Below are 25,855 nucleotides of genomic sequence, written 5' to 3'. Positions count from 1 at the left end.
GCTGCATCAGCCGGGACCTTTGCTTTGGCGACGTCGATACAGAGCGAAATATTAAGTGTCTGATTTTAATAGATAAAGAGACGTTTTCTATCTTGCTCGGCGGTGCAAAAAGTGCAAAACCGGCGGCAAGTTAGGTAAACGCTTGGCGCGATTGCGGCAGAGGTTGGGTAACAATCGGTAAAAAAGCGTGAGTTGGCGCACTTTGTGGCAGTCGGTATGGTCAATCCGACTCGGGGACACTTGAAGGCGATCGCCGGATACCGGTTTGGCTCGAATTCGAGTGGGTCATCAGTGGGTGGTTACGAATGAAATTTAGTCGGCAAACAACGCTCTGGTCGCAGGCCACCGTTACGGGCGTCGGCGTTCATTCCGGTTCCCCTGCCAGCCTGACTATTGGACCTGCCCCCGTCGACTCTGGTTTCATCTTCATCCGCACCGGCCTCGAAGGCCCCGACCGCGAAGTTCACGCCGACGCCAAATCCGTCATCTCCACCGAATTCGCCACCGTGCTCGGCGATCGCGATGGCCCGCTGGTCTCCACCGCCGAACATATTCTCGCAGCTTTGCGCGGCATGGGCGTCGACAACGCCACCATCGAAGTCGACGGGCCGGAAGTGCCGATCATGGACGGCTCCGCCGCCGCCTTCGTCGCCGCCATCGATCAGGCCGGCATCGTCGAGCAGGCCGCGCGCCGCCGCTACATCCAGGTTCTCAAGCCCGTGCAGGTCGCCATGGGCGACTCCTTCGGCGAATTGCGGCCCCACGCTGCGGGCTTCCGTGCCGAAGTCGAGATCAATTTCGCCAATCCGGTGATCGGCCGCCAGACCTACACCCTCGATCTCAATCCGCAGAGCTTCCGTCGTGACATCGGTCGTGCCCGCACCTTCGGCTGCATGAACGACGTTGCCCGCCTGTGGGACGCCGGCTTTGCGCTCGGTGCTTCGTTCGAGAATTCGGTGGTGTTCGACGATGACCGCCTGCTGAACGCCGAAGGCCTGCGCTATACCGACGAATGCGTGCGCCACAAGGTGCTCGACGTGGTCGGCGACCTCGCACTGGCCGGCCTGCCGCTGCTGGGTGCCTATCGCTCGGTCCGCGGCGGCCACAAGCTCAACCACGCCGTCCTCACCGCTCTGATCGCCGATCGCTCGGCCTGGAAGATCGTTGAAGCCGAACCGGCCCGCCGTCCGCGCGCCGAAGTCGCCAGCGGAATGCTCGGTGGCATGGTCGCCCCGGCCTTCGGCCCGGACGTTTCCTGAATCATCCACAGTAACCATAACCTGCCGTATTGCACCGGCCTTCGCCTTAATCCGGGCGAAATGCCTGCGTATCCGGTTAACTTACGGACATTATTCGGCTAAACAGCGCATGGTCTGGTTTCGGGACCGCCGCGCTGTTCCGGTATGTCCATGATCGTGCGCATGGCACGGGCAACGCATCACGAGCGTCAGGTCATCAATGTCGGCACAGCGTATCACGCGCGGACTGCGCAAGTTCTCAGCCTTCCACGGTCAGCGGCTCCGGCTGGCGTCGCTGCTGGTGATGGCTGTTCCGCTGAGCGGCTGCGGCACCGGTGCGATCTGGGACAAGTTCAGCACCAAGGACGACACCTACACCGAGGAGCCGGCCGACAAGCTCTACAATGAGGGCCTGTACCTCATGAACCAGAGCAAGGACCCGAAGGCCGCGGCGAAGAAGTTCGAGGAAGTCGACCGCCAGCATCCCTATTCGGAATGGGCCCGCAAGTCGCTGCTGATGTCGGCCTATGCGGCCTACGAATCGGCCGACTACGACACCTGTATCGGTTCGGCGACGCGCTACGTCACGCTGCATCCCGGCAGCGCCGATGCCGCCTATGCGCAGTACCTGATCGCCGCCTCGCACTACGACCAGATTCCGGACATCTCGCGCGACCAGGGCCGCACCGAGAAGGCGATGGCGGCACTTGAGGAAGTGATCCGCAAGTACCCCACCTCGGAATATGCCACCTCTGCCAAGAAGAAGCTGGAAGGCGCCCGTGACCAGCTGGCCGGCAAGGAAATGGAAATCGGCCGTTACAACCTGGAAAAGCGCAACTACACCGGCGCCATCAACCGCTTCAAGACCGTCGTGACCCAGTACCAGACCACCCGGCATGTCGAGGAAGCCCTGATGCGGCTGACCGAGGCCTATATGGCCATCGGCATTGTCGGCGAGGCGCAGACCGCCGCCGCAGTGCTCGGCCACAATTTTCCTGACAGCAGATGGTACAAAGACGCTTATAATCTTGTAAAGTCGGGCGGACTCGAACCGAGCGAGAACAAGGGCTCTTACCTCAGTAAGGCCTTCAAGCGATTTGGCCTCGGCTAGGAACTGACCTCTCATGCTGGCCCGTCTTTCGATCCGTGACATCGTCCTGATCGAACGGCTCGATATCGAGTTTTCCCGCGGTCTGGCCGTGCTGACCGGGGAGACCGGCGCCGGCAAATCCATCCTTCTCGATGCCTTCGCGCTGGCGCTTGGCGGTCGTGGCGATGCCAATCTGGTGCGCCATGGCGTCGAGCAGGGCCAGGTCACCGCCACCTTCGACATCGCCAAGGGCCACCCGGCCGCGGTGATTCTCGCCGCCAACGGGTTTGAAGACACCGGCGAAATGATTCTGCGCCGTGTGCAATTGGCCGACGGCCGCACCCGCGCTTTCATCAACGACCAGGCCATATCGGTGCAGACCCTGAAAGCGGTCGGCGCCGCTCTGGTGGAAATCCACGGCCAGCACGACGAGCGCGCTTTGGTGGACGCCGCCACCCATCGCCGGCTGCTCGATGCCTTTGCCGGGCTGGAAAAGGACGTGGCGGCGCTGGAGACCCTGTGGGACGCCCGCAAGGCCGCGCTGTCGGTGCTCGACGAGCACCGCGCCAACATGGAGCGCGCCGCCCGCGACGCCGATTATCTGCGCCACTCCGCCGACGAGCTGAAGAAGCTGGCGCCCAAGGAGGGCGAGGAGACCGCTTTGGCCGAGCGCCGCACCGGCATGATGCAGGGCGAGAAGGTCTCTGCCGACCTGCGCGAGGCGCAGGACGCTGTCTCCGGCCATCATTCGCCGGTGGCCACTTTGGCCGCCGCGGTGCGCCGCCTGGAGCGCCGCGCCGGCAGTGCGCCGGATCTGGTGGAGCCCGCGGTCAAGGCTATCGACATCGCCATCAACGCGCTGGAAGAGGCCGACCAGCACCTCACGGCTGCGCTGATCAAGGCCGATTTCGATCCCGCCGAACTGGAGCGAATCGAGGAGCGGCTGTTCGCGCTGCGCGCTGCCTCGCGAAAATTCTCCACCCCGGTGGACAACCTCGCGGCGCTGGCCAAACAGTATTCGGCCGATGTCGCATCCATCGATGCCGGCGCCGGCCGGCTGCAGGCGCTGGAACGCGCCGCCGCCGAGGCCGATGGCCGCTATGCCGCGGCGGCTTCCAAGCTGTCGATGGCGCGCACCAAGTCTGCCGAAAAGCTCAACAAGGCCGTCATCGCCGAGTTGGCGCCGCTCAAGCTCGAGCGCGCCAAGTTCATGACGCAGGTCGAATCGGACGCCAAAAGCCCGGGTCCGCAAGGCATCGACCGCGTCGAGTTCTGGGTGCAGACCAATCCCGGCACCCGCGCCGGTCCGCTGATGAAGGTCGCCTCCGGCGGCGAGCTGTCGCGCTTCCTGCTGGCCCTGAAGGTGGTGCTGTCCGATCGCGGCTCGGCGCCCACTCTGGTGTTCGACGAGATCGACACCGGCGTCGGTGGCGCCGTGGCCGACGCCATCGGCGCGCGGCTGGCGCGGCTCGCCGGCAAGGTCCAGGTGATGGCCGTCACCCACGCCCCGCAGGTCGCCGCCCGCGCCGACCAGCATCTGCTGATCTCCAAGGACGCCCTCGACCGCGGCAAACGCGTCGCCACCCGCGTCAACACGCTGGCCGCCGATCCGCGCCGCGAGGAAATCGCAAGGATGCTGGCGGGTGCGGAGATCACGGCAGAGGCCCGAGCCGCGGCGGACCGGCTGCTCAAGGGCGCGGCTTAGGCCATATGCGCAGCTGTCATCGCCCGGCCGGCGCGCACTTGCGCGCCAGGACCGGGCGACCCAGTAAACGCCGGCAGCGGTGATAGAGCCGAGACGCTGCCGTTTACTGGGTCCCCGCTTTCGCGGAGGACGACAGCGGAGCTTGCGGAACCATCCCCGCGCTACCTTTTCTCGCAACGCACTTCATCGTATCCATAGGCATGACCAAGACACCAAAGTCCAAAGCCACCCCCCAACATCGCCACTCTCACCAAGGCCAAAGCCAAGGTCGAGCTGATGCGGCTGTCGCTGGAGATGGAGGCGCACAAGAAACGCTATTATCAGGACGATGCGCCCGCCGTGTCCGATGCCGACTACGACGCGCTGCGCCGCCGCGTCGAGGCGATCGAAGCGAAGTTTCCCGAATTGGCGCCGCAAGTTCTCGTGGAGCGCCTCACGGAAGAAGAAGCCGAGATGGAGCTCCGGCGCCTCGCCGCCGAGATAGCCGCGCACGACAAGCGTTACTATCAGCAAGACGCGCCCACCATTTCAGACGCGGAATACGACAGACTGCGCGTGCGCAATAAAGAAATTGAAGAGCGTTTTCCAGATCTCCGTACATTGTTTAGTCCGTCCTTCTTGGTGGGGGCTTCGCCCCGAAAGGGATTTAGAGAACTTCGTCATGCGGTGCCGATGCTTTCACTCGACAATGCATTTTCTGACAAAGACTTAGAAGAATTTGTGGCTCGGGTTCGGCGGTCCCTAAAGCGGCCTAGTGATGAAGTTATTGCCTTCACGGCTGAGCCAAAGATCGACGGGCTTTCGATGTCACTTCGCTACGAAGATGGACTACTTGTCACGGGCGCAACTCGTGGAGATAAAATTACAGGAGAAGACGTCACGGCGAATATCGCAACTCTTAAGGAAATTCCTAAGAAGCTGACTTCGGAAAATGTTCCTAATATTTGTGAGATCCGCGGTGAAATTTACATGAGCCATAGCGAATTCTTTGAACTGAATAAGCGACAAGCTGAAGCAGGCAAGAAGGTCTTTGCGAACCCTCGCAATGCAGCGTCTGGCTCGCTCTTACAAAAGACCCAGCAGTTACGGCGTCACGATCACTGAAGTTTTTCGCCTATAGCTGGGGCGAGATGAGCGAGATGCCTGCAACTACGCAGATGGGGATGATTCAGTGGATCAAAAGTTCGGGTTTCGTCACCAACGGATTAACGACCCTGATCGAAACGACGGAAGACCTTCTCAAGTTTTATCGAAGGATTGAAGCCGACCGCGCCTCCCTCGGCTACGATATCGACGGTGTGGTCTACAAGGTTGATAGGCTGGACTGGCAGAATCAACTGGGCTTCCGGGAGCGTAGCCCGCGCTGGGCCATCGCGCACAAGTTCGCAGCGGAGCAAGCAACGACCATCCTCAACGGCATCGACATCCAGGTCGGGCGTACCGGCGCGCTGACGCCGGTGGCGCGGTTGGAGCCGGTGACGGTCGGCGGCGTCGTGGTTTCGAACGCGACGCTGCATAACGAAGATGAGATCAAACGCAAGGACATTCAGATAGGCGACACCGTCATCGTGCAACGCGCTGGCGACGTCATTCCTCAGATCGTTTCAGTGGTGAGCGAGAAGCGGCCAAACAACGCCGAGCCTTACCAATTTCCTCATCGATGCCCAGTCTGTGATAGCCTTGCTGTGCGAGATGATGAGGACGGTGAAGTCGTTAGGCGGTGTACGGGTGGTTTGATCTGTCCGGCTCAAGCGGTTGAACGCATACGACATTTTGTCTCGCGAGGTGCTTTAGATATCGAAGGCTTTGGCGAGACCTATGTTCAGCTTTTCTACGATGAGGGACTGGTTCGAAACCCGGCTGAAATATTTACCCTGCACCTGAAGCTCGATGAGCTGAAGGCTGTCCTCTATAAAAAGCGAGAGATGCAGGCCGTCCTTCGAGAGGAGGAGACTGGAAAAAAACGCAAAAGTTCGCTTTCGGAAGACAAGAGGCAATATACAGAAGCAGAGAATCTTCTCGCTGCAATCGAGGCGAGGCGGAGTGTTCCGTTCAATCGCCTGCTGTTCGGGTTAGGGATTCGGCATGTCGGCGAAGTTACGGCTAAAGCGTTGGCAAAACATTTCAAGAGCATCGCAGACTTCCGTGATGGGGTAGATGCTGCGACTGTAGATAGACCCGGTCCCGCATGGCGCGAATTGAGCGAAGTTCCCTACATTGGTCGGGTCACAGTGGGGAAATTGCTCGATAGTGAGGATTTGCCGAGCCGTCTGGCAGCTGGAGAAGATGAGCTTCCATCTGTTGATCGGCGCCAACGCGCAAGTTTGCTAGATCATTACCAGTCACTTCAAGCGCTTGGGAAAGCAATTGAACAGGCCCGTTTGGAGATGCCAAGACCCGCCTATCAGGAACTTGCAAGCGACAGCGATATCGGGACCGTAGCAACGGATCATCTAACTCAATTCTTTGAAGAACAGCACAATCGTGATGTGGTTGATGCGTTGATAGCTCAAATCAAAGTGTCTTTGCCGGAGAAATCCGTCACCGATTCTGCCGTTTCAGGAAAAACCATTGTGTTTACAGGAACACTGGAACGTATGACGCGCGATGAAGCCAAAGCAACTGCTGAACGGCTCGGCGCAAAGGTTTCAAACTCCGTTTCAAAGAAAACAGATGTCCTGGTTGCCGGTCCGGGCGCGGGCTCAAAGCTCAAAGATGCCGAGAAAAATAACGTGAAGGTCATTTCAGAACAAGATTGGATTGATCTGATAGGAGGCGTGAAGTAAAAAGAGTGCAACTTAAAATGTTGTATCTGATAGTTTCTGCGGGGGCGGGAATTGAAGTCCATCGCAATAGATTTCGAAACGGCGAATGAGAGCCGAGCAAGCCCATGTGCTATGGGCCTCGCCTGGATCGAGCGCGGCGAAATCGTTCGGCGTGAGTATCGTCTCATCAAGCCGAAGGAGATGCGGTTCGGCGTTTATGAATCCCGTGTACACGGCCTCTCTGCTCTGGACGTAAAGGATGCCGCTGAATTTCCGGAGGTAATCTCGGAATTCTTGCCGGACATTCAAGGCGGATTGCTGCTTGCTCACAATGCGCAATTTGATGTCGAGGTCCTTTGCGCCACGCTCGCTGCCTACAACGTCCCCATCCCTCGCTTCTCCTATCTCTGTAGTCAACGGATCGCCACCCTGGTGTGGCCAGATCATGGATCGTTCAAGCTATCTTCTCTCGGCCTGAAGCTCGGGATCGAATTCAATCATCATCACGCTTCAGACGATGCCCACGTTTGCGCGAGGATTGTTCTCGCTGCTGCCAATGACCTCGGAATTTCTGAAGTCCTTGACATTCCCGGTAGGATTTCCCTGCAGGTGGGTTTTGTTGATGATATCGGCGTCGTTGCTTGTAAAGGACTGTCCGTGAGGAGCGCGCCGTCTTCTCAGTATTCTAAACTACTCTCTGATTTTACTCGTGATGCGCAGGCCCACAGGGCGAGCCGGGGATTTCAGTTCGTTGTCGCAGGCAGTAACGGCAATTTTTACAATGTGACAGAAGTGCAAAAGGGGCAGTTCGATTTGAGCTGCGAGTGCATGGGATGGAAGACGGGTCGTCGTTGTCGACATATCCACGCGCTGCTGTATGGGGAAATCGACGATCTTGCTTCCGATAATAGCGACGATGTGGAACGACTTCGCGAAAAGGTTGAAAGCCTTGGCGGGGTACCAGAACTTTATCGAGACTGGACACCTTCGCCACGTGCGAAGCGGATGAAGACAGTTTCTGTAACGAAAACTAGCCCGATGGCGTTACAGGTTTCGGTCGGATCGGACGCTCTGACAACGACATTTCCTTTGAATGCCGTCATTGCCGGCAAGACGGTAGTTTTCACCGGATCGTTGATCAATTTTACTCGTGCCGAGGCAAAGGCGTCTGCACAATTGGTAGGTGCTAAAGTAACGACAAAGGTGTCTGAGCAGACGGACTATGTCGTTGCGGGCGAGGATGCTGGCTCGAGGCTGATCATGGCGCGTAATCTCGGCGTCGCTGTGCTGACGGAAGACGAGTGGTTGACGCTGATCGAGCGGACTTAGCGAGTCAGGCGCCGTCATTCCGGGGCGGGCGCGGCGATAGCCGCGACCGAACCCGGAATCCTGCAATGGCCGGGCACATAACATCTCTGGATTCCCGCCACTCCATCGGGAGTTGCTGAGGTTCGGATCCCGGCCGACTGCGCCGACCCGGGAGGAAGCCCAAATGACGGGGGATATTTTTTCCCAATCCTGTTGACTGCTCCTAAAATAGGTTTATAGTCCAGTTCATCCCGCCCCACCGAGAGGGGCGACTCGCGATCGTCAGGTTCGCGGGGCGGGGTGCGGTGGACGCGGCAGCGTCAGGCGCGGAATTCGGTTCAGGGCTCGCCGGAATGGCCAGTGAGAACCGGAGGAAGTGCAGACGACAGCGCTGCGCGGACGGCGAAGGCGTGCGGTCCTGGTGCCCCGCGTGAGCACCAAGCCCGGTGGAGAGTCCGCGGCAACCCGCCCGCGGAACACCCTCAACCGGAAGCGACGGCGACGAGAAACCGTGTCGGCCGCCGGGGAGAGCACGCAATAAGCCGTTAACACCATCGCGCGCGGAACGCCGGATCAGTCCAGTGAAACCGTAGCCAAGCCTTGTGCGCCTACTTACTACCACTGCGCACAAGCCCATGGGTGCATCGGGCACCCGGCGTTCCGCGCGCCCTCTCGATGGGAGGGCCAGGGAATGCAGCACAGCCCGGGCGCATTGGCGTCGCGGGATTGCGATTGCATGGCTGTTTGACAATTGAATCTGGAATGTTTTGGGAGCGCCGCAGAACGCGCGATATCCGGCGAACGGCGGCGGGCCTTTCTCGGTCCGCTGTCCCATCGCTCAAACCAAAGGGCCGCCCCTGCGGGCGGCCCTCTGGTCCGGCTTGGTGCCGAAATAACGTACTTACCAGCCGCGACCGCCGCCGAAGCTGAAGCCGATGCTCGGGCCGCCGCCGCCGTAATAGCCGCGGCGCTCGTAGCCGCGATTGTAGCCGCGGTAGCCGCGATCGTAGCCGCCGCCGTAACCGTAGCCACGGCCATAACCGCCGCCGTAGCCGTAGCGCGGTCCGCGGGTGCGATAGCAGCGGCCGTATTCGTCGCACACCATGCGCACCTGTTCGGCGCTGGCGCCGGCCTGGGCGCCGACAGCGGCGGGGCTGAGCGGCGCGGCGGTTGCCGCCGTGGTCAGCAGGGCGGTCGCCGCTGCGATCGAGAGGATAAGCTTCTTCATGTCAGTCTCCGGTTTGATTCTGTAGATGGTCGCTGCTCAGCGCCAGCCGCGATGATGGCCGCGCGACCAGCCGTAATGGTGTCCGCGTCCGCGCTGCCAGCCATGGTGATGGCCACGTCCGCCGCGGCGCATGGCATGACCGCCGCCGTGACCATGACCGCCGCGAACCTGGATGATGTCGCTGGCGCTGGTGGTCGTCGGCGCCAACGGGCTCACCGGCATTGCCACCGCCGGAAACATCAGGCCGAGACCGAGCAGTCCTGCGGTCGCAGCCGCGATGAGTGTTCGCTTCATGTGATTCCCTCAAGGCGCAACAGGCGCGCGCATCAAGCAATGACAGACAACATTGTTCCGCGTGGGGCGCAAATGATCGGCGAAGGAGGCAGAAAGGTGCGCCGGGACCGGTCGATGCCGCCGTGCGCTCGCGGCGCGACGCGCAGCACAATCTCTGGTGGTTTGTTGCGCTGCTGCGATCATCGTTCGCCGGCAGGTGATGAACAGCTGGCGAAAAACAGGGAGGTTTGCCATGTCCGATGAAGCGTCGAACGTTGCCGTCCTGAAAGAGGCCTACGACAATTGGCGCGCCAGCAAGGGGGCGCCGGACCACTTCATGAAACTCGTCGATCCCACCATCCGTTTCGGGTCGCTCGCGGACGGAAAGGAGCCGCTGAGCTTCGCCCGCGCATATGATGGCCGCGAGGCGCTCAGCCAGTATTTCGACGGTCTCGCCGCTGAATGGGAGATGGTGGATGCGGTGGTCGATGAATTCGTCGCGCAGGGCGAGGCCGTCGTGATGCGCGGCTCCTGCCAATGGGCCAACAAGCGCACCGGAAAGGTGCTCAAAACCCCAAGCTGGATTTCTGGCGGATGCGCAACGGCAAGGCCGTGGAGTTCTACGAATTCTACGACACCGCGGCCGCGGGCGCCGCCGCAGCCGAATGAACGTCAGATGCGGGGTGCGCGATCTACTTCGCGCCGACCGCCTTGGCGCGATATTTCATGTGCACGGCGCAGTTGCAGCCGGGCGGATGCGAGGCCATTTCCCGGGCCGCGTCGTTGGCCGGCGCCGGCGTGGCGGCAGGCAGGGCGGTGGCCTCCTTAACGCGGCGGTCCTGATCGGACTGGTCCCGCGTCGGGATATAGTTCAGCACCGGCGCCAGCCAGCGCTCGGCCTCGGCTACGCTCCAGCCTTTTCGCGTGGCGTAATCCTCGACCTGGTCGCGTTCGATCTTGCCGACGCCGAAATAGGCGCTCTCGGGATGGCCGAAATACAGGCCGGACACCGACGAGCCCGGCCACATGGCAAAGCTCTCGGTCAAGGTCACGCCGGCGGTGTTCTCGGCGTCGAGCAGCCGGAACAAAGTCGTCTTCTCGGTGTGGTCGGGCTGCGCCGGATAGCCCGGCGCCGGGCGGATGCCTTTGTATTTCTCCAGGATCAGGTCGTCGGGCGACAGCGCCTCGTCGGGATCGGTGGCCCAGAATTCGCGGCGCACGCGCTGGTGCATGCGCTCGGCGAAAGCCTCGGCGAGACGGTCAGCCAGCGCCTTGCACAGGATCGACGAGTAGTCGTCGTTGGCGTTCTTGAACTTGTCGGCAATGACATCCTCACCGATCCCCGCGGTGACCACGAAGGCGCCGATATAGTCGGGAATGCCGGAGGCGGCCGGCGCGATGAAGTCCGACAGCGCGGAATTGAAGCGGCCTTCGCGTTTCTCCAGCTGCTGGCGCAGCGTATGGAAGGTGGCGATCGGCGTGCTGCGGCTCTCGTCGGCATAGACGCGGATGTCGTCGCCGTCGGCATTGGCCGGCCAGAAGCCGACGGTCGCCTTGGCGGTGAACCACTTCTCGTCGACGATCTGCTTCAGCATTTTCTGCGCATCGGCGAACAGCGAGGCGGCGACCTCGCCGACCACCTTGTCGGTGAGAATGGCCGGATAGCGCCCGGACAATTCCCAGGTCTGGAAGAACGGCGTCCAGTCGATGTAATCCGCCAGCTCCTTCAGCGAATAGTCGCTGAAGGTCTTGGTGCCGAAAAAGGTCGGCTTTTTCGGCGGCGTTTTGGCGAAGTCGATGACCACGGCATTGGCACGGGCGTCGGCCAGTTTCAGCCGCTTCTTGTCGGCCTGGGCGCGGAAATGCGCCGCGGAGATCTTGGCATAGTCGGCGCGGATTTCCGCCGCATAGGCGTCGCGGCGATCCGCGGACATCAGCGCGGAGGCGACGCCGACGGCGCGGCTGGCGTCGTTGACATGGACGACCGGCCCGCCCTTGTAGTTCGGGTCGATCTTGACAGCCGTGTGCACGCGGCTGGTGGTGGCGCCGCCGATCAGCAACGGCACCTTGAGGCCCTGCCGCTCCAGCTCGCCGGCGAGGAAGCTCATTTCGTCGAGCGACGGCGTGATCAGGCCTGACAGGCCGATGATGTCGGCGTTTTCGGCCTTGGCCGTCTCGATGATTTTTGAGGCCGGCACCATGACGCCGAGATCGATCACCTCGAAGTTGTTGCACTGGAGCACGATGCCCACAATGTTCTTGCCGATGTCGTGGACGTCGCCCTTGACCGTGGCGAGCACGATCTTGCCGGCGTTCTTGCGGCCATCGCCTTCGATGCCGGCGGCCAGATTGTCGGCCTTTTCCTGCTCCATGAACGGCATCAGCCAGGCCACCGCCTGCTTCATGACGCGGGCGGACTTCACCACCTGCGGCAGGAACATCTTGCCGTCGCCAAAGAGGTCGCCGACGATGTTCATGCCGGCCATCAGCGGGCCCTCGATGACATGCAGCGGACGCGCCACGGTGAGGCGTGCCGCCTCGGTGTCCTCGTCGATATATTCGGTGATGCCGTGCACCAGCGCGTGGCTGAGCCGCTTCTCCACCGGCCATTCGCGCCAGGCGAGATCCTTCTCCTTGACCTCCTTGCCCTGGCCGCGGAATTTTTCCGCCAGTTCGAGCAGGCGCTCGGAGGCGCCGGGATCGCGATTGAGGATGACGTCTTCGCAGACCTGGCGCAGCTCGGGGTCGATATCGTCATAGACGATCATCTGCCCGGCATTGACGATGCCCATGTCCATGCCGGCCTTGATGGCATGATACAGGAACACCGAATGCATCGCCTCGCGCACCGGCTCGTTGCCGCGGAACGAGAACGAGAGATTCGAGACGCCACCGGAAATATGGGCGTGCGGCAGGTTCTGGCGGATCCAGCGCGTCGCCTCGATGAAGTCGACGCCGTAATTGTTGTGTTCCTCGAGACCGGTGGCGATGGCGAAGATGTTGGGATCGAAGATGATGTCTTCCGGCGGGAAGTCGAGCTGCCCGACCAGGATATCGTAGGCGCGTTTGCAGATCTCGGTCTTGCGCGCAAACGTATCGGCCTGGCCGACCTCGTCGAACGCCATCACCACCACGGCGGCGCCATGGCGGCGCGCGATCTTGGCCTCGTGGATGAACTTGGCTTCGCCTTCCTTCATCGAGATCGAGTTCACCACCGGCTTGCCCTGAACGCATTTCAGGCCGGCTTCGATCACGTTGAATTTGGACGAGTCGACCATAACGGGCACGCGGGCGATGTCCGGTTCCGCGGCGACGAGGTTGAGGAAGGTGATCATCGCCTGCTCAGAATCGAGCAGGCCTTCGTCCATGTTGACGTCGATGATCTGCGCGCCGTTCTCGACCTGGTCGCGCGCGACCTGCAAGGCGGCGGTATAGTCGCCGGCGGTGACCAGCTTGCGGAATTTCGCCGAGCCCGTGACGTTGGTGCGCTCGCCGACGTTGACGAACGGGATGGCTGGTGTCAGTTCGAACGGCTCGAGGCCGGAGAGCCGCAGCCGCGGCTCGATCACCGGCACAACGCGCGGCTTGTGCGGGGCGACCGCCTTGGCGATGGCCGCGATATGGTCCGGCGTGGTGCCGCAGCAGCCGCCGACGATGTTGACCAGGCCGGATTGCGCGAATTCGCCGATCAGCCGCGCCATGTAGTCCGGGCTCTCGTCGTACTGGCCGAACTCGTTGGGCAGGCCGGCATTGGGATAGGCGCAGACCAGCGTGTCGGCGACGCGGCCGATATCGGCGATATGGGCGCGCAGATCCTCGGCGCCGAGCGCGCAGTTGAAGCCGATGGTGATCGGCTTGGCGTGGCGCACCGAATTCCAGAACGCCTCGGGCAACTGGCCGGACAACAGGCGGCCGGACTTGTCGGTGATGGTGCCGGAGATCATGACGGGCATGTCGATGCCGCGGGCCTCGCAGATTTCCGCGATGGCATAGAGCGCCGCCTTGGCATTCAGCGTGTCGAAGATGGTTTCCAGCAGCAGCAGGTCGGCGCCGCCGTCGATCAGACCGTTGATCTGCTCGCTATAGGCGATGCGCAGGTCGTCGAAGGTCACGGCGCGGTAGCCGGGCGAGGAGACGTCCGGCGAGATCGATGCGGTGCGGTTGGTCGGGCCGATGGCGCCGGCGACGAAGCGCGGGCGGCCGTCTTCGGCGGAAACCTTGTTGGCCGCATTGCGGGCCAGGCGGGCGCCGTCGCGGCTCATCTCATAGGCGATGTCGGCGAGGTCGTAATCGGCCTGCGCGATGGAGGTCGAGGAAAAGGTGTTGGTGGCGACGATGTCGGCACCGGCGCGCAGATATTGCGCGTGGATATCCTCGATCGCCTGCGGCTGGGTCAGGATGAGCAGGTCGTTATTGCCGCGCAGGTCGCGGTGAAAATCCTTGTAGCGCTCGCCACGGAATGCCGCCTCGTCAAACTGCAGGCCCTGGATCATGGTGCCCATGGCGCCGTCGAGCACGAGAATGCGTTCGGCGGCGGCCTTCAGAAGTTCGGTACGCTTGATCGAGACGGGAACGGTCATATCAGGCTGCTTTCTGCGCGCCGTTCGGCCGGAAGCCGAGCAAATGGCTGATGGCGAAAACGAGGTCGGCGCGGTTCATGGTGTAGAAATGGAAGTCGGTGACGCCGTTCTTGGCGAGCTTCCGGACCTGGTCGGCGACGACGGTCGCGGCGACCAGCTTGCGGGTCTCGGCGTCGTCGTCGAGGCCGTCGAACTTTTCATCGAGCCAGGCCGGCACGGTGGTGCCGGCGCGGGTGACGAAATTGCGCGCCTGCTTGAAATTGTGCATCGGCATGATGCCCGGCAGGATCGGAATATCGATGCCGCGGGCGCGCACGCGGTCGAGGTAGCGGAAGTACAGGTCGTTGTCGAAGAACACCTGGGTGATGGCGCGGGTGGCGCCGGCATCGACCTTGGCCTTCAGCACATCGATGTCGGCGTCGAAATCCAGGCTCTCCGGATGCTTCTCGGGATAGGCCGACACGGTGACGTCGATGTCGGGATAGCGCTTCTTGATGGAGGCGACGAGGTCGGCGGAGGTCTGGTAGCCGGCGGGATGAGCGACATAGGGCGTTCCGATGCCCGTGGTCGGATCGCCGCGCAGCGCCACGATGTGGCGGACGCCCACCGCGTGATATTGCGCGACCACGTCATCGATATCCGCCTTCGAGGCGTTGACGCAGGTGAGATGCGCGGCCGGGATCAGCGCGGTCTCGTTGAGGATGCGGGTGATGGTGGAATGGGTGCGCTCGCGGGTCGAGCCGCCGGCCCCATAGGTCACGGACACGAAGTTCGGGTTGAGCGGCGCGAGGCGCGTGATGGTTTCCCACAGGCTGCGCTCCATCTCTTCGGTCTTCGGCGGGAAGAACTCGAAGGAGATGGCGGGCAGTTTCGCCGGCTGCGTCGTCTCGCTCATATGACCAAACTCCACGGGGCTGTCCCGGCTTCACATGCGTCTGCTGAAATTCGCCCGCTGCACTGCAATAATAGGACGGGCGAACGGCTTAAAATAGCCCATTGGCACCCCGGTTATTGTGGGAATTTGCCCACTGAAGTCCAGATATGCCCTAAATATTGATCGGGATATCTATGGATGGGCAGGCCGGATCTCAACGTGAGGCCAATCTTGATCGCGTAAAATCGCCTATATTAAGGGGTTTACCGACAAAGCACTTGATCGTAACCAGCTTGAACAAAAGTGGGCAGGAAATGGTTTAAAATCTGTATCGTCGGATATGTCCCACCGTCAGCATCTCCGGCAGCTGTAATCGCGCAGTCGAACCTGGCGTATGGCTCAGGGTTGTGCGTCGATCAGGAGGCGCTAGGTTACCGTCATGATCCCCTTGTCCATTCTCGACCTTTCGGTCGTCACCTCCGGCACGCCGCCTGCTGCAGCGCTGCGCAACAGCATCGATCTGGCCCGTCATGCCGACGACCTCGGCTATGTCCGCTACTGGCTCGCCGAGCATCACAACCTGGCCTCGGTGGCGAGCCCCGCGCCGGACATCATGATCGGCCAGATCGCCGCAGTGACGAAGCGCATCCGGGTCGGCTCCGGCGGCGTGATGCTGCCGAACCACGCGCCGTTGGTGGTGGCCGAACGCTTCAAGATGCTGGAGGCGCTGTTTCCCGGCCGCATCGACCTCGGGCTGGGGCGCGCGCCCGGCACCGATGGCGCCACCGCGCATGCGCTGCGCAGCCGGCTCGACGCTCGCGATGGCGATGATTTTCTGGAGCGGCTCAGCGAATTGATGCTGTGGGAGACCCGCGAATTCCCCGCTGGCCATCCCTACAACAACGTCGTGGCCATGCCCAACGATGCGCCGCTGCCGCCGATCTGGCTGCTCGGCTCCAGCGACTACAGTTCGGAACTGGCGGCACAGGTCGGCATGGGCTTCGCCTTTGCCCATCACTTCGCGTCGTTTGATGCCGCCGACGCGCTGGTGCATTACCGCGCCCATTTCAAACCGTCGCGTTGGCGCGCCGCGCCGCACGGCATCCTCGCCGTGGCGGCAATCGTCGCCGACACCGACGCCGAAGCCGAGCGGCTGGCAACTTCGTTCGATCTCAACCGGCTGCGCCGCGACCGCGGCGAATATCTGCCGCTGGCAAGCGTCGAGGAGGCGCTGGCCTATCCCTACACCGACAGCGACCGCGCCAAAATCGCCCGCCATCGGTCGCGGCTGTTTGTCGGCAGCCCTTCTACCGTGCGCGAGAGGCTGCAGCCGCTGATCGCGTCGAGCGCGGCGGATGAACTGATGGTGATCACCGCGGTCTACGACCACGAGGCGCGCAAGAAGTCGTATTCGCTATTGGCCGAGGCGTTTCAGCTGCGGCGAGCGGCGGCGTAGGCCACTCGCTCAAGCGCCGTCATCCCCACCGAACGCAATTGCGTTCGGCTGGAGGTACTCGCCCGAAGGGCGAGCCTCGAAGGATGCGGAGGCGAACGCCGGCGCTTGCGGCCCATCCTTCGAGGCCGTCGCAAGTGCGACGGCACCTCAGGATGACGGGAGAGAGTGATGAGCAGCGTGTCTCAGGCATGTCGGAAACTCTGTCAGTGAATCGTCCTTGATATTCAAATCCTCATGACGAAAGGCACGACCCATGCTTTACGCAATTCTGGCCTATCACGTCGAAGACGTGGTGACCTCCTGGACACCGGAGGAAGATGCCGCTGTCATGGCGGACCTCAGCAAGGCTCATGATCAGCTGAACCGCGACGGCCGGCTTGGGCCGGCAGCGCGGCTGGGGGCGACCAAGGCGGCATTCACGCTGCGCGGTCCCGGTGCCGGCGTGGTCATCGACGGTCCGTTTGCGGAAACCAAGGAACAGCTGCTTGGCTTCTATGTCGTCGATTGTGCGTCGCGCGAGGCGGCGATCAAGGCGGCGCGGGATTTGCGCAAGGCCAATCCGACCGCGGTCTACGAAGTCCGGCCGGTCGCGCTCTACCTTCCCGGCATGTCCGTTGCGGACGACGTCAAGACGGCATGACCCTGGCAGCCGGCGTCAGGTTTGCGTTTCGCCAAAGGTCGCGCGAAACGGATGCGCCGGATAGACGCCGAGGATGCGCAATTCCTTGGAGAAGAATTTCAGCTCCTCCAGCGCGAAGGCGAGCCGGGTGTCGTCGGGATGGCCGTCGACATCCGCATAGAACTGCGTGGCGGTGAAGTTGCCGTCGACCATGTAGCTTTCCAGCTTGGTCATGTTGACGCCGTTGGTGGCGAAGCCGCCCATGGCCTTGTAGAGCGCAGCCGGAATGTTGCGGACCTGGAACACAAACGACGTGACCAGCGGATCCGGGCTCTGCTTGGCCCACTTGGCTTCCTTCGCCAGCACCACGAAGCGCGTGGTGTTGTGGCTCTCGTCCTCGACGTCCTCGGCGAGAATATCGAGGCCGTAGATGTCGGCGGCCAGCCGTGACGCCAGCGAGGCGCAGCTCTTGTCGCCACGCTCGGCGACGATGCGTGCCGAGCCGGCGGTGTCCGCCGCGACGATCGGCTTGATGCCGAGCTTGCGGATGATGCGACGGCATTGGCCGAGCGCGTGCACATGGCTCTCCACGGTCTTGATGCCGTCGAGCGTCGCGCCGCGCGGCGCCATGAACTGGTGGCGGATCGGTAGAAACCACTCGCCGATGATGAACAGGCCAGAGGCCGGCAGCAAATGATGGATGTCGGCGACGCGCCCGGCGATCGAGTTCTCGATCGGGATCATGCCGAGGTCCGCTTCGCCCGAGGAGATCGCGGCCAGCGCGTCCTCGAAGGTCGGGCAGGGCATCGGCTCGGCGTCGGGATAGGCCTCGACGATGGCAATGTGGGAATTGGCGCCGGGCTCGCCCTGGAATGCAATTTTCATGGGTCTTGTCATTTCGTATGGGTTCGGAGTCTCACGATACCTTCAAAATCCGCCGTGCGGTTTCCAGATCCTCCGGCGTGTCGACGCCGAGCGGCACGGAATCGACAATGGCCGCATCGATCCGCATGCCGGTCTCGAGCGCGCGCAACTGCTCCAGCTTCTCGCGCAGTTCGAGCTGCGAGGGCGGCAGCCGGACGAAGCGCTCCAGCGCCGCGCGGCGATAGGCATAGAGCCCGATGTGATGGTAGCGCGGTCCGTCGCCGTAAGGCGCTGTGGCGCGGGTGAAATACAGCGCCCGTAGCCGTGCTGCATCCACCTGGGAGCCGATCAGCTTCACCACGCTGGGATTGCTGTGTTCCTCGTCCTTGCGGATCACGGCGGCCAGCGTCCCGATATCGACGCTGGCGTCGTCCAGCAGTCGGACGGCTGCGCCAATGTCTCCCGGCGGGATGGTCGGCAGGTCGCCCTGGACGTTGACGATGGTCCGCACCGCCCCGGCCGGGTCCAGTTTGCACAGCGCCTCATAGATCCGGTCGGAGCCGGACGGATGGTCCGCACGGGTCATCACCGCCTCGAAGCCGTGGGCGGTGACGGCGGCGGCAATCTCCGGGGTGTCGGTGGCGACCGCCACCCGGCCGATGCCGGCAGCGGCGGCCTGGCGTGCCACGTGGACGATCATCGGCTGGCCGGCAATGTCCAGCAGCGGCTTGCCCGGCAGGCGGGTGGCGGCCATGCGGGCGGGAATCAGCACCAAAGTGTGGGTCTCGGGCATTGTTATGGACTGTCTGGACCCAGCTGAAAGGCGCATGAAATGGCGGGAATTGGTCGAAAGTTCGGGCGTTTATACGGGTTGCCAGAGCGGGGGCAAACCGTTATCTCAAACCGGCTGCCAGTGCAGTGCGAATACACGATTCCGTGGCCGTCTCTGGCGGCTTTCAACAGACTTTCCCGGCGTGGGGCCTGATCGACAATGGACTCCTTCGAACTCAATAAAGTCATGGGCGCCGTGCTGGCCACGTGCCTGATCCTGCTGGTGACCAATTTCACGGCGCAGGCGGTGTTCGCGCCGAAGAAACTGGAAAAGCCCGGCTTTGACATTGCCGTGAAGGAAGAGGCCGGCGCTGGCGCCAAGGAGGCTGCCGCCCCGTCCGAGCCGATCGAGAAGCTGCTGCAGACCGCTTCGGTCGAAAAGGGCGCCACCGCCGCCAAGAAGTGCGCGGCCTGCCATACCTTCGAGAAGGGCGGCCCGAACCGCGTCGGCCCGAACCTGTACGGCACCGTCAACGAGCATGTCGGCCAGGGCAAGAATGGCTTCAATTTCTCGGCGGCCATGAAGGCCAAGGGCGGCACCTGGACGTTCGATGAACTGAACAAGTTCATCGCCAATCCCAAGGGTACCGTTCCCGGCACCGCCATGGGCTTTGCCGGCATCCAGAAAGACAGCGAGCGCGCCGACGTGATCGCCTATCTGGCATCGCTCGCGGATACCCCGGTGCCGCTGCCGACGGCGGCAAAGTAACGGTTTCCGTCCCATCACTTGTTTGATCGAAACGGCCAGGCTCTGCCTGGCCGTTTTCGTTTCCGGCATTACCAAACCTTAAGCGGGACGTTTGGCCGCAACGTGCTCAACTGGCGGGGTGGTATCCTCCGGGAAAACCGACATAATCGGTCGAATCCTCGCCGCATATGGCGTCTCTAATCGCGTTTTCGATTTGCACAGGAAGTTCGCGCTTTGACCCTATCCCGACGACAGCTTCTCCAGAGCGGCGCCCTGGCGGCGCTCGCCCCCGCGCTCGGCAGCGTCTCCGGCCTTGCCCCGATCGATGCGGCGCTGGCGCAGGCCGCGCCCGGCGAGCCGACCTGGCAGCACGCGCTGTCGCTGTTCGGCGAGATCAAATACCCCGCCGACTTCACGCGCTACGCTTACGTCAATCCCGACGCCCCCAAGGGCGGCATGGCGCGCCAAATCTCGATTGGCACCTTCGACAATTTCAACGTCGTGGTGGCCGGCGTGAAAGGGTCGATCGCACCCGCTGTCCAGTACCTCTATGAGACGCTGTCGACCGAGTCGCTGGACGAGATCAGCACCGAATATGGCTTGCTCGCCGAAGCGTCGCAGCATCCCGGCGATTTCTCCTGGGTGACGTATCGCCTGCGCAAGGAAGCCAAGTGGCATGACGGCAGGCCGGTAACGCCGGAAGACGTGATCTTCTCCATGGAGGTGCTGAAGAAATACAGCCCGCGCTACGCCGGCTATTATCGTCATGTCGGCAAGGTCGAGAAGGTTGGCGACCGCGACATCAAGTTCAGCTTCGATGCGCCGGGCAACCGCGAACTGCCGCTGATCGTCGGCCAGTTGATGGTGCTGCCGAAGCACTGGTGGGAGGGCAGCGACAGCGAAGGCCGCAAGCGCGACGTCTCGCAGACAACGCTGGAAAAGCCGCTCGGCTCCGGCCCCTACCGCATCAAGGAATTCACGCCCGGTCGCTCGGTGACCATGGAGCGAGTCAAGGACTACTGGGGCGCGAAGCTGCCGGTGCGCATCGGCCAGCACAATCTCGACGAGCTTCGCTTCGAATTCTTCCGCGACAACACGGTGGCGCTGGAAGCCTTCAAGGCCGATCAGGCCGACTGGATCGCGGAGAATTCCGCCAAGCAGTGGGCGACGCAATACGACTTTCCCGCGGTCGCGGAGAAGCGCGTGGTGAAAGAGGAGTTTCCGGTCCGCAATTCCGGCCGGATGCAGGGCTTCGTGCTCAACCTGCGACGCGACACCTTCAAGGACGCCCGCGTGCGCCGCGCCTTCAACTATGCGTTCGATTTCGAGGAGATGAACAAGCAGCTGTTCTACGGCCAGTACAAGCGCATCAACAGCTACTTCGAAGGCACCAAGCTTGCGTCGTCCGGACTTCCGGAAGGCGCCGAACTGGCGCTGCTCGAAACCTTGCGCGACAAGGTGCCGGCGGAAGTGTTCACCACGCCCTACGCCAATCCGGTGGGTGGCAATCCCGAGGCGGTGCGCAGCAATCTGCGCGAGGCCTCAAAGCTGCTGAAGGAAGCCGGCTTCGAGGTGCGCGAGCGCAAACTCGTCGACCCCGCCGGCAAGCCGGTGAGCGTCGAGATCCTGGTGCGCGATCCCGCGTCGGAACGCCTGGCCCTGTTCTACAAGCCATCGCTGGAACGTCTCGGCGTTACCGTCGCGATCCGCACCGTCGACGACGCGCAGTATCAGAATCGCATTCGCGCGTTCGACTACGACATGATCACCGACCTGTGGGCGCAGTCGCTGTCGCCGGGCAACGAGCAGCGCGATTACTGGGGCTCGCAGAGCGCCGATCAGCCGGGCTCCAACAACACGGTCGGCATCAAGAATCCGGCGATCGACGCGCTGATCGAGAAGATCATCTATGCCGTGGATCGCCCGTCGCTGGTGGCGGCCACCAAGGCGCTCGATCGCGTGCTCCTGTGGAATTTCTACGTAGTGCCGCAGTTCACCTATGGCTTCATCCGCTATGCGCGCTGGGATCGCTTCAGCCACGCCGAGCCGCTGCCGGAGTTCGGCGTGTCCGGCCTGCCGACGCTGTGGTGGTACGACGCCGACAAGGCCGCCAGGCTGGGTAAACGCTCTTGACGCCGATGATGGGTTTCAACCGTCGCGATGTGTTCGGCCTCGGAGTCGGCGCGCTGGCATCGGCGCGTTTTGCGGGCGTCGCGTCGGCGCAGACGGGCGGCGGTGCGGCGTCGTCGCACGGGCTGTCGATTTTCGGTGATCTCAAATATCCCGCCGACTTCAAGAATTTTGAGTATGTGAACCTGACCGCGCCGAAGGGCGGGATATTCTCCACCGTTCCGTCGGTACGCGCGTTCAACCAGTCGTATCAGACCTTCAATTCGCTGAACGCCTATATCCTGAAGGGTGACGGCGCACAGGGCATGGGCCTGACCTTCGCGCCCTTGATGGTGCGTGCCGGCGACGAGCCGGATGCCATGTACGGCCTTGTCGCCAGCGCCGTGCAGGTCTCGGCAGACAAGCTGACCTATCGTTTCACGCTGCGGCCGGAGGCGCGCTTTCACGACGGTAGCCGGCTCACCGCCCATGATGCGGCGTTCTCATTGACCACGCTGAAGGCCAAGGGCCATCCGCTCATCGTCCAGCAATTGCGCGACATGACCGGTGCCACCGCGACTGACGATGCAACGCTGGTCGTGACCTTCGCCGACAAGCGCGGTCGCGATGTGCCGCTGTTCGTTGCGGGGCTGCCGATCTTCTCCAGCGCCTATTACGCGACCAGGCCATTCGATGAATCGACCATGGATGTGCCGCTCGGCAGCGGCCCCTACAAGGTAGGTCGCGCGGAGATCGGTCGTTCGATCGAATTCGAGCGTGTCAGGGACTGGTGGGGAGCGGACCTTCCGGTCAGTCGCGGATCCTACAATTTCGATCGGGTGCGTTACGAATTCTACCGCGATCGCGAGGCCGCGCTGCAGGGCTTTTCCGCAAAGAACTATCTCTTCCGCGAAGAGTTCACGGCGCGGCTGTGGGCCACGGCCTACGACTTTCCCGCCGTCCGCGATGGTCGCATTCGCCGCGAGACGCTGCCGGACGAGACGCCGTCCGGCGCGCAGGGCTGGTTCATCAACACCCGCCGCGACAAATTCAGGGATCCGCGCATGCGCGAGGCGTTGACCAACGCCTTCGACTTCGAATGGACCAACAAGACCATCATGTATGGTGCCTACGAACGCACGCATTCGCCGTTCCAGAACTCCGATCTGATGGCCAAGGGCCCGCCGTCGCCGGACGAGTTGAAGCTGCTGGAGCCGTTTCGCGGGCAGGTGCCCGATGAGGTGTTCGGCGCGCCCTATATCCCGCCGGTGACCGATGGATCGGGCCAGGATCGCAGCCTGCTGCGCAAGGCAGGGGCGTTGTTGCAGGAAGCAGGCATGCCCATCAAGGACGGCAAGCGCGTGCTGCCCAACGGCGAGGTATTTCGCATCGAGTTTCTCGCCGACGAGCCGTCGTTGCAGGCCCACCACGCGCCCTACATCAAGAATCTGGGAACACTTGGCATCGAAGCGTCGCTGCGCATCGTCGATCCCGTGCAGTATCGCGCCCGCGTCGAGGACTTCGATTTCGACATGACGATCGAGCGGTTCAGCATGTCGGCCACGCCGGGCGACAGCATGCGGCCGTTCTTTTCCTCGCAGGCGGCGAAGACGAAGGGCTCGTACAATCTCTCCGGCATCCAGAATCCGGCGATCGACGCGTTGATCGACAAGATCCTGGCGGCCGATGACCGCACTGAGCTCACCATCGCCTGCCGGGCGTTCGATCGCGTCTTTCGCGCCGGACGCTACTGGGTGCCGCAGTGGTATCGCACCAGCCATCCGGTGGCCTATTGGGATATCTTCAGCCATCCCGCGGCGCCGCCGCGCTATTTCGGGGGCGTCGGCGCCATCGAATTCTGGTGGTCCGATCCCAACAAGGCGGCCAATGCCGCCGCCGCGACCCAGCCCGAGCAGGCCAAATAGATGAGCGCCTATATCGCCCGCCGTATCCTGCTGATGTTTCCGACGCTGTTGGGCATCCTGTTCGTGTCCTTCGTGGTGGTGCAGTTCGCGCCCGGCGGTCCGGTGGAGCGGGTGATCGCCCAGCTCTCCGGCGCAGACACTGGCGCGTCGTCGCGCGTCTCCGGCTCCTCCGGCGGCGATTTCGGTTCGCGCAGCCAGCCCGGCGCGGCCGGCGATGCGGTCAATTCGAAGTACCGCGGCGCTCAGGGGCTCGATCCGGCTTTTGTGAAGAGCCTGGAAAAGCAGTTCGGCTTCGACAAGCCGGCGCCGGAGCGTTTTGCACTGATGCTGTGGAATTACGCCCGTTTCGATTTCGGCAAGAGCTATTTCCGCGACGTCAGCGTGCTGCAGCTGATCAAGGAGAAGCTGCCGGTGTCGATGTCGCTGGGCATCTGGATGATGCTGCTGACTTATCTGATCTCGATTCCACTGGGCATCCGCAAGGCGGTCAAGGACGGCTCCAAGTTCGACACCTGGACCTCGGCGGTGATCATCGTCGGCTTCGCGATCCCCGGCTTCTTGTTTGCCATCCTGCTGATCATCCTGTTCTCCGGCGGATCGTTCTGGAGCATCTTCCCGCTGCGCGGGCTGACCTCCGATGGCTGGGACCAGTTCCCGTGGTACTGGAAGATCGTCGACTACTTCTGGCACATCACGCTGCCGCTGATCTCCATGGTGCTCGGCGCCTTCGCCACCATGACCTTGCTGACCAAGAACTCGTTCCTCGACGAGATTCGCAAGCAGTATGTGATGACGGCACGCGCCAAGGGCTGCAACGAACGGCAGGTGCTATATAACCACATCTTCCGCAACGCGATGCTGATCGTCATTGCCGGTTTTCCCGGAGCCTTCATCCACGCCTTCTTCTCCGGTTCTCTGCTGATCGAGACTATCTTCTCGCTCGACGGCCTCGGCCTGCTCGGCTTCGAAAGCGTGCTCAACCGCGATTATCCGGTGGTGTTCGGCACGCTGTTCATCTTTTCGCTGGTCGGCCTGGTGGTCAATCTGATCTCCGACCTTGCTTACATGTGGATCGATCCGCGGATCGACTTCGAAGCGCGGGACGTCTGATGAGTGTGATCGCGCCCCCGCCCGTGGAGACGTCAACGACAACGCCGCTCGGCGAAGCCGTGCCGCCGTCGCGCCACCCGTTCCGCGTCTCGCCGCTCAACCAGCGCCGCTGGCTGAATTTCAAATCGAACCGCCGCGGCTACTGGTCGCTGTGGATCTTCCTGTTCCTGTTCTTCGTCTCGCTGTTCGCCGAAGTGATCGCCAACGACCGGCCGTTCTTCATCAAGTTCGACGGCAAGATGTATTTCCCGGCCTTCGTCAGCTATTCGGAGACTACCTTCGGCGGCGACTTCGAGACCGCGGCGGACTACCGCGATCCCTATCTGCAGAAGCTGATCGCCGAGAAGAACGGCACCATTGTCTGGCCGCTGATCCGCTATTCCTACGACACCCACAATCTCGATCTGCCGACGCCGGCGCCGTCGAAGCCGACCTGGATGCTGACCGAGGCCGAATGCAGGCCGGTGGTGGAGAAGAAGGGGCTCAAGAGCTGCCGCGACCTCGAATACAACTGGCTCGGCACCGACGATCAGGGCCGCGACGTGGTGGCGCGGCTGATCTACGGCTTCCGCATCTCGGTGCTGTTCGGCCTTGCGCTCACCATCGTATCATCGGTCATCGGCATCGCCGCCGGCGGCGTGCAAGGCTATTTCGGCGGCTGGGTGGACCTGCTTTTCCAGCGCTTCATCGAGATCTGGAGCGCGATTCCGTCGCTGTACCTGTTGCTGATCCTGTCCTCGGTGCTGGTGCCCGGCTTCTTCGTGCTGCTCGGCATTCTCCTGCTGTTCTCCTGGGTGTCGCTGGTCGGCCTCGTCCGTGCCGAATTTTTGCGCGGCCGCAACTTCGAATACATCATGGCTGCGCGCGCGCTCGGCGTGTCCAATGCCAAGATCATGGTCCGGCATCTGTTGCCCAACGCCATGGTGGCGACCATGACCTTCCTGCCGTTCATCGTATCATCCTCGGTGATGACGCTGACCGCGCTGGACTTCCTCGGCTTCGGCCTGCCGCCCGGCTCGCCGTCGCTCGGCGAGCTGCTGTCGCAGGGCAAGGCCAACGTGCAGGCGCCGTGGCTTGGATTTACGGGCTTCTTTGCGGTCGCCATCATGCTGTCGCTGCTGATCTTCATCGGCGAAGGCGTCCGCGACGCGTTCGATCCGCGCAAGACGTTCCGGTGAGGTTGTGGTAGGTT

The 25,855-nt window shown here is 62.4% G+C and carries 17 protein-coding genes and 3 pseudogenes; 14 read left to right on the top strand and 6 right to left on the bottom strand.

The genetic code is table 11. The annotated features are described in order from the left end of the window. Nucleotides 1–305: 305 nt before the first annotated feature. The 6 genes and pseudogenes from lpxC to ONR75_RS27630 form a co-directional block, all read left to right on the top strand. Nucleotides 306–1,259 (top strand): UDP-3-O-acyl-N-acetylglucosamine deacetylase, encoded by a 954-nt coding sequence (gene lpxC, locus ONR75_RS27660; protein WP_265080065.1) that lies wholly within the window; start codon nt 306–308, stop codon nt 1,257–1,259. Nucleotides 1,260–1,458: 199 nt separating this feature from the next. Continuing rightward, nucleotides 1,459–2,349, top strand: coding sequence for an outer membrane protein assembly factor BamD (locus ONR75_RS27655; protein WP_265080064.1), 891 nt, complete (start codon nt 1,459–1,461; stop codon nt 2,347–2,349). Nucleotides 2,350–2,362: 13 nt separating this feature from the next. Further along, nucleotides 2,363–4,033, top strand: coding sequence for a DNA repair protein RecN (recN, locus tag ONR75_RS27650; RefSeq protein WP_265080063.1), 1,671 nt, complete (start codon nt 2,363–2,365; stop codon nt 4,031–4,033). A gap of 453 nt (nt 4,034–4,486) precedes the next feature. Next, a pseudogene (ligA, locus tag ONR75_RS32625) lies at nt 4,487–6,819 on the top strand (NAD-dependent DNA ligase LigA). Between the two features lie 111 nt (nt 6,820–6,930). Further along, nucleotides 6,931–7,287: pseudogene (locus ONR75_RS27635) on the top strand (exonuclease domain-containing protein); the annotation flags it as partial. A gap of 603 nt (nt 7,288–7,890) precedes the next feature. Then, nucleotides 7,891–8,127, top strand: a pseudogene (locus ONR75_RS27630) (BRCT domain-containing protein); the annotation flags it as partial. A gap of 880 nt (nt 8,128–9,007) precedes the next feature. Here ONR75_RS27630 and ONR75_RS27625 read toward each other — a convergent pair. Both ONR75_RS27625 and ONR75_RS27620 read right to left on the bottom strand, forming a co-directional pair. Further along, on the bottom strand, nt 9,008–9,334 hold the full coding sequence (locus ONR75_RS27625; RefSeq protein ID WP_265080060.1) for a hypothetical protein: 327 nt from the start codon (nt 9,332–9,334) through the stop codon (nt 9,008–9,010). A 36-nt stretch (nt 9,335–9,370) separates the two neighbouring features. Next, on the bottom strand, nt 9,371–9,628 hold the full coding sequence (locus tag ONR75_RS27620) for a hypothetical protein (RefSeq protein ID WP_265080059.1): 258 nt from the start codon (nt 9,626–9,628) through the stop codon (nt 9,371–9,373). Nucleotides 9,629–10,144: 516 nt separating this feature from the next. On the opposite strand from ONR75_RS27620, the gene ONR75_RS27615 reads away from it, so the two are divergent. Continuing rightward, complete coding sequence (locus ONR75_RS27615) at nt 10,145–10,276, top strand: hypothetical protein (RefSeq protein WP_265080058.1); 132 nt, start codon at nt 10,145–10,147, stop codon at nt 10,274–10,276. 23 nt (nt 10,277–10,299) lie between these two features. On the opposite strand, the gene metH is transcribed toward ONR75_RS27615, so the two are convergent. Together metH and metF are read right to left on the bottom strand one after the other, a co-directional pair. Next, nucleotides 10,300–14,187 (bottom strand): methionine synthase, encoded by a 3,888-nt coding sequence (gene metH / locus ONR75_RS27610; protein ID WP_265080057.1) that lies wholly within the window; start codon nt 14,185–14,187, stop codon nt 10,300–10,302. Between the two features lies 1 nt (nt 14,188). Beyond that, the gene (gene metF / locus ONR75_RS27605; RefSeq protein WP_265080056.1) at nt 14,189–15,082 is read right to left on the bottom strand and encodes a methylenetetrahydrofolate reductase [NAD(P)H]; all 894 of its coding nucleotides are present in this window, start codon (nt 15,080–15,082) and stop codon (nt 14,189–14,191) included. A gap of 418 nt (nt 15,083–15,500) precedes the next feature. Between metF and ONR75_RS27600 the strand changes: the two genes are divergently transcribed. Both ONR75_RS27600 and ONR75_RS27595 read left to right on the top strand, forming a co-directional pair. Beyond that, nucleotides 15,501–16,517: an LLM class flavin-dependent oxidoreductase gene (locus ONR75_RS27600; RefSeq protein ID WP_265080055.1), complete on the top strand. Its 1,017-nt coding sequence runs from the start codon at nt 15,501–15,503 to the stop codon at nt 16,515–16,517. Between the two features lie 253 nt (nt 16,518–16,770). Further along, nucleotides 16,771–17,157 carry a YciI family protein gene (locus ONR75_RS27595; RefSeq protein ID WP_265080054.1) on the top strand — a complete coding sequence of 129 codons (387 nt, stop codon included), beginning with the start codon at nt 16,771–16,773 and terminating at the stop codon, nt 17,155–17,157. Nucleotides 17,158–17,172: 15 nt separating this feature from the next. Here ONR75_RS27595 and ONR75_RS27590 read toward each other — a convergent pair whose 3' ends face one another. Both ONR75_RS27590 and ONR75_RS27585 read right to left on the bottom strand, forming a co-directional pair. Beyond that, nucleotides 17,173–18,033, bottom strand: a complete 861-nt coding sequence (locus ONR75_RS27590) for a prephenate dehydratase (protein ID WP_265080053.1) — start codon at nt 18,031–18,033, stop codon at nt 17,173–17,175. Nucleotides 18,034–18,052: 19 nt separating this feature from the next. Further along, nucleotides 18,053–18,793: a 3-deoxy-manno-octulosonate cytidylyltransferase gene (locus ONR75_RS27585; RefSeq protein ID WP_265080052.1), complete on the bottom strand. Its 741-nt coding sequence runs from the start codon at nt 18,791–18,793 to the stop codon at nt 18,053–18,055. A 198-nt stretch (nt 18,794–18,991) separates the two neighbouring features. Between ONR75_RS27585 and ONR75_RS27580 the strand changes: the two genes are divergently transcribed. From ONR75_RS27580 to ONR75_RS27560, 5 genes are all read left to right on the top strand, one after another. After that, nucleotides 18,992–19,540 carry a c-type cytochrome gene (locus ONR75_RS27580; protein ID WP_265080051.1) on the top strand — a complete coding sequence of 183 codons (549 nt, stop codon included), beginning with the start codon at nt 18,992–18,994 and terminating at the stop codon, nt 19,538–19,540. A 213-nt stretch (nt 19,541–19,753) separates the two neighbouring features. Next, nucleotides 19,754–21,652, top strand: coding sequence for an extracellular solute-binding protein (locus ONR75_RS27575; protein ID WP_265080050.1), 1,899 nt, complete (start codon nt 19,754–19,756; stop codon nt 21,650–21,652). A gap of 5 nt (nt 21,653–21,657) precedes the next feature. After that, nucleotides 21,658–23,553 carry an extracellular solute-binding protein gene (locus ONR75_RS27570; RefSeq protein ID WP_265083821.1) on the top strand — a complete coding sequence of 632 codons (1,896 nt, stop codon included), beginning with the start codon at nt 21,658–21,660 and terminating at the stop codon, nt 23,551–23,553. Next, nucleotides 23,554–24,663 (top strand): microcin C ABC transporter permease YejB, encoded by a 1,110-nt coding sequence (locus ONR75_RS27565; RefSeq protein WP_265080049.1) that lies wholly within the window; start codon nt 23,554–23,556, stop codon nt 24,661–24,663. Beyond that, nucleotides 24,663–25,841: an ABC transporter permease gene (locus ONR75_RS27560; RefSeq protein ID WP_265080048.1), complete on the top strand. Its 1,179-nt coding sequence runs from the start codon at nt 24,663–24,665 to the stop codon at nt 25,839–25,841. The genes ONR75_RS27565 and ONR75_RS27560 overlap by 1 nt, the downstream gene beginning before the upstream one ends. Nucleotides 25,842–25,855: the final 14 nt, after the last annotated feature.

Source organism: Rhodopseudomonas sp. P2A-2r, assembly GCF_026015985.1.
GTDB lineage: Bacteria > Pseudomonadota > Alphaproteobacteria > Rhizobiales > Xanthobacteraceae > Tardiphaga.
Note: the sequence above shows the minus strand (reverse complement) of the source record. Positions and strands in the feature narration are given on the sequence as shown.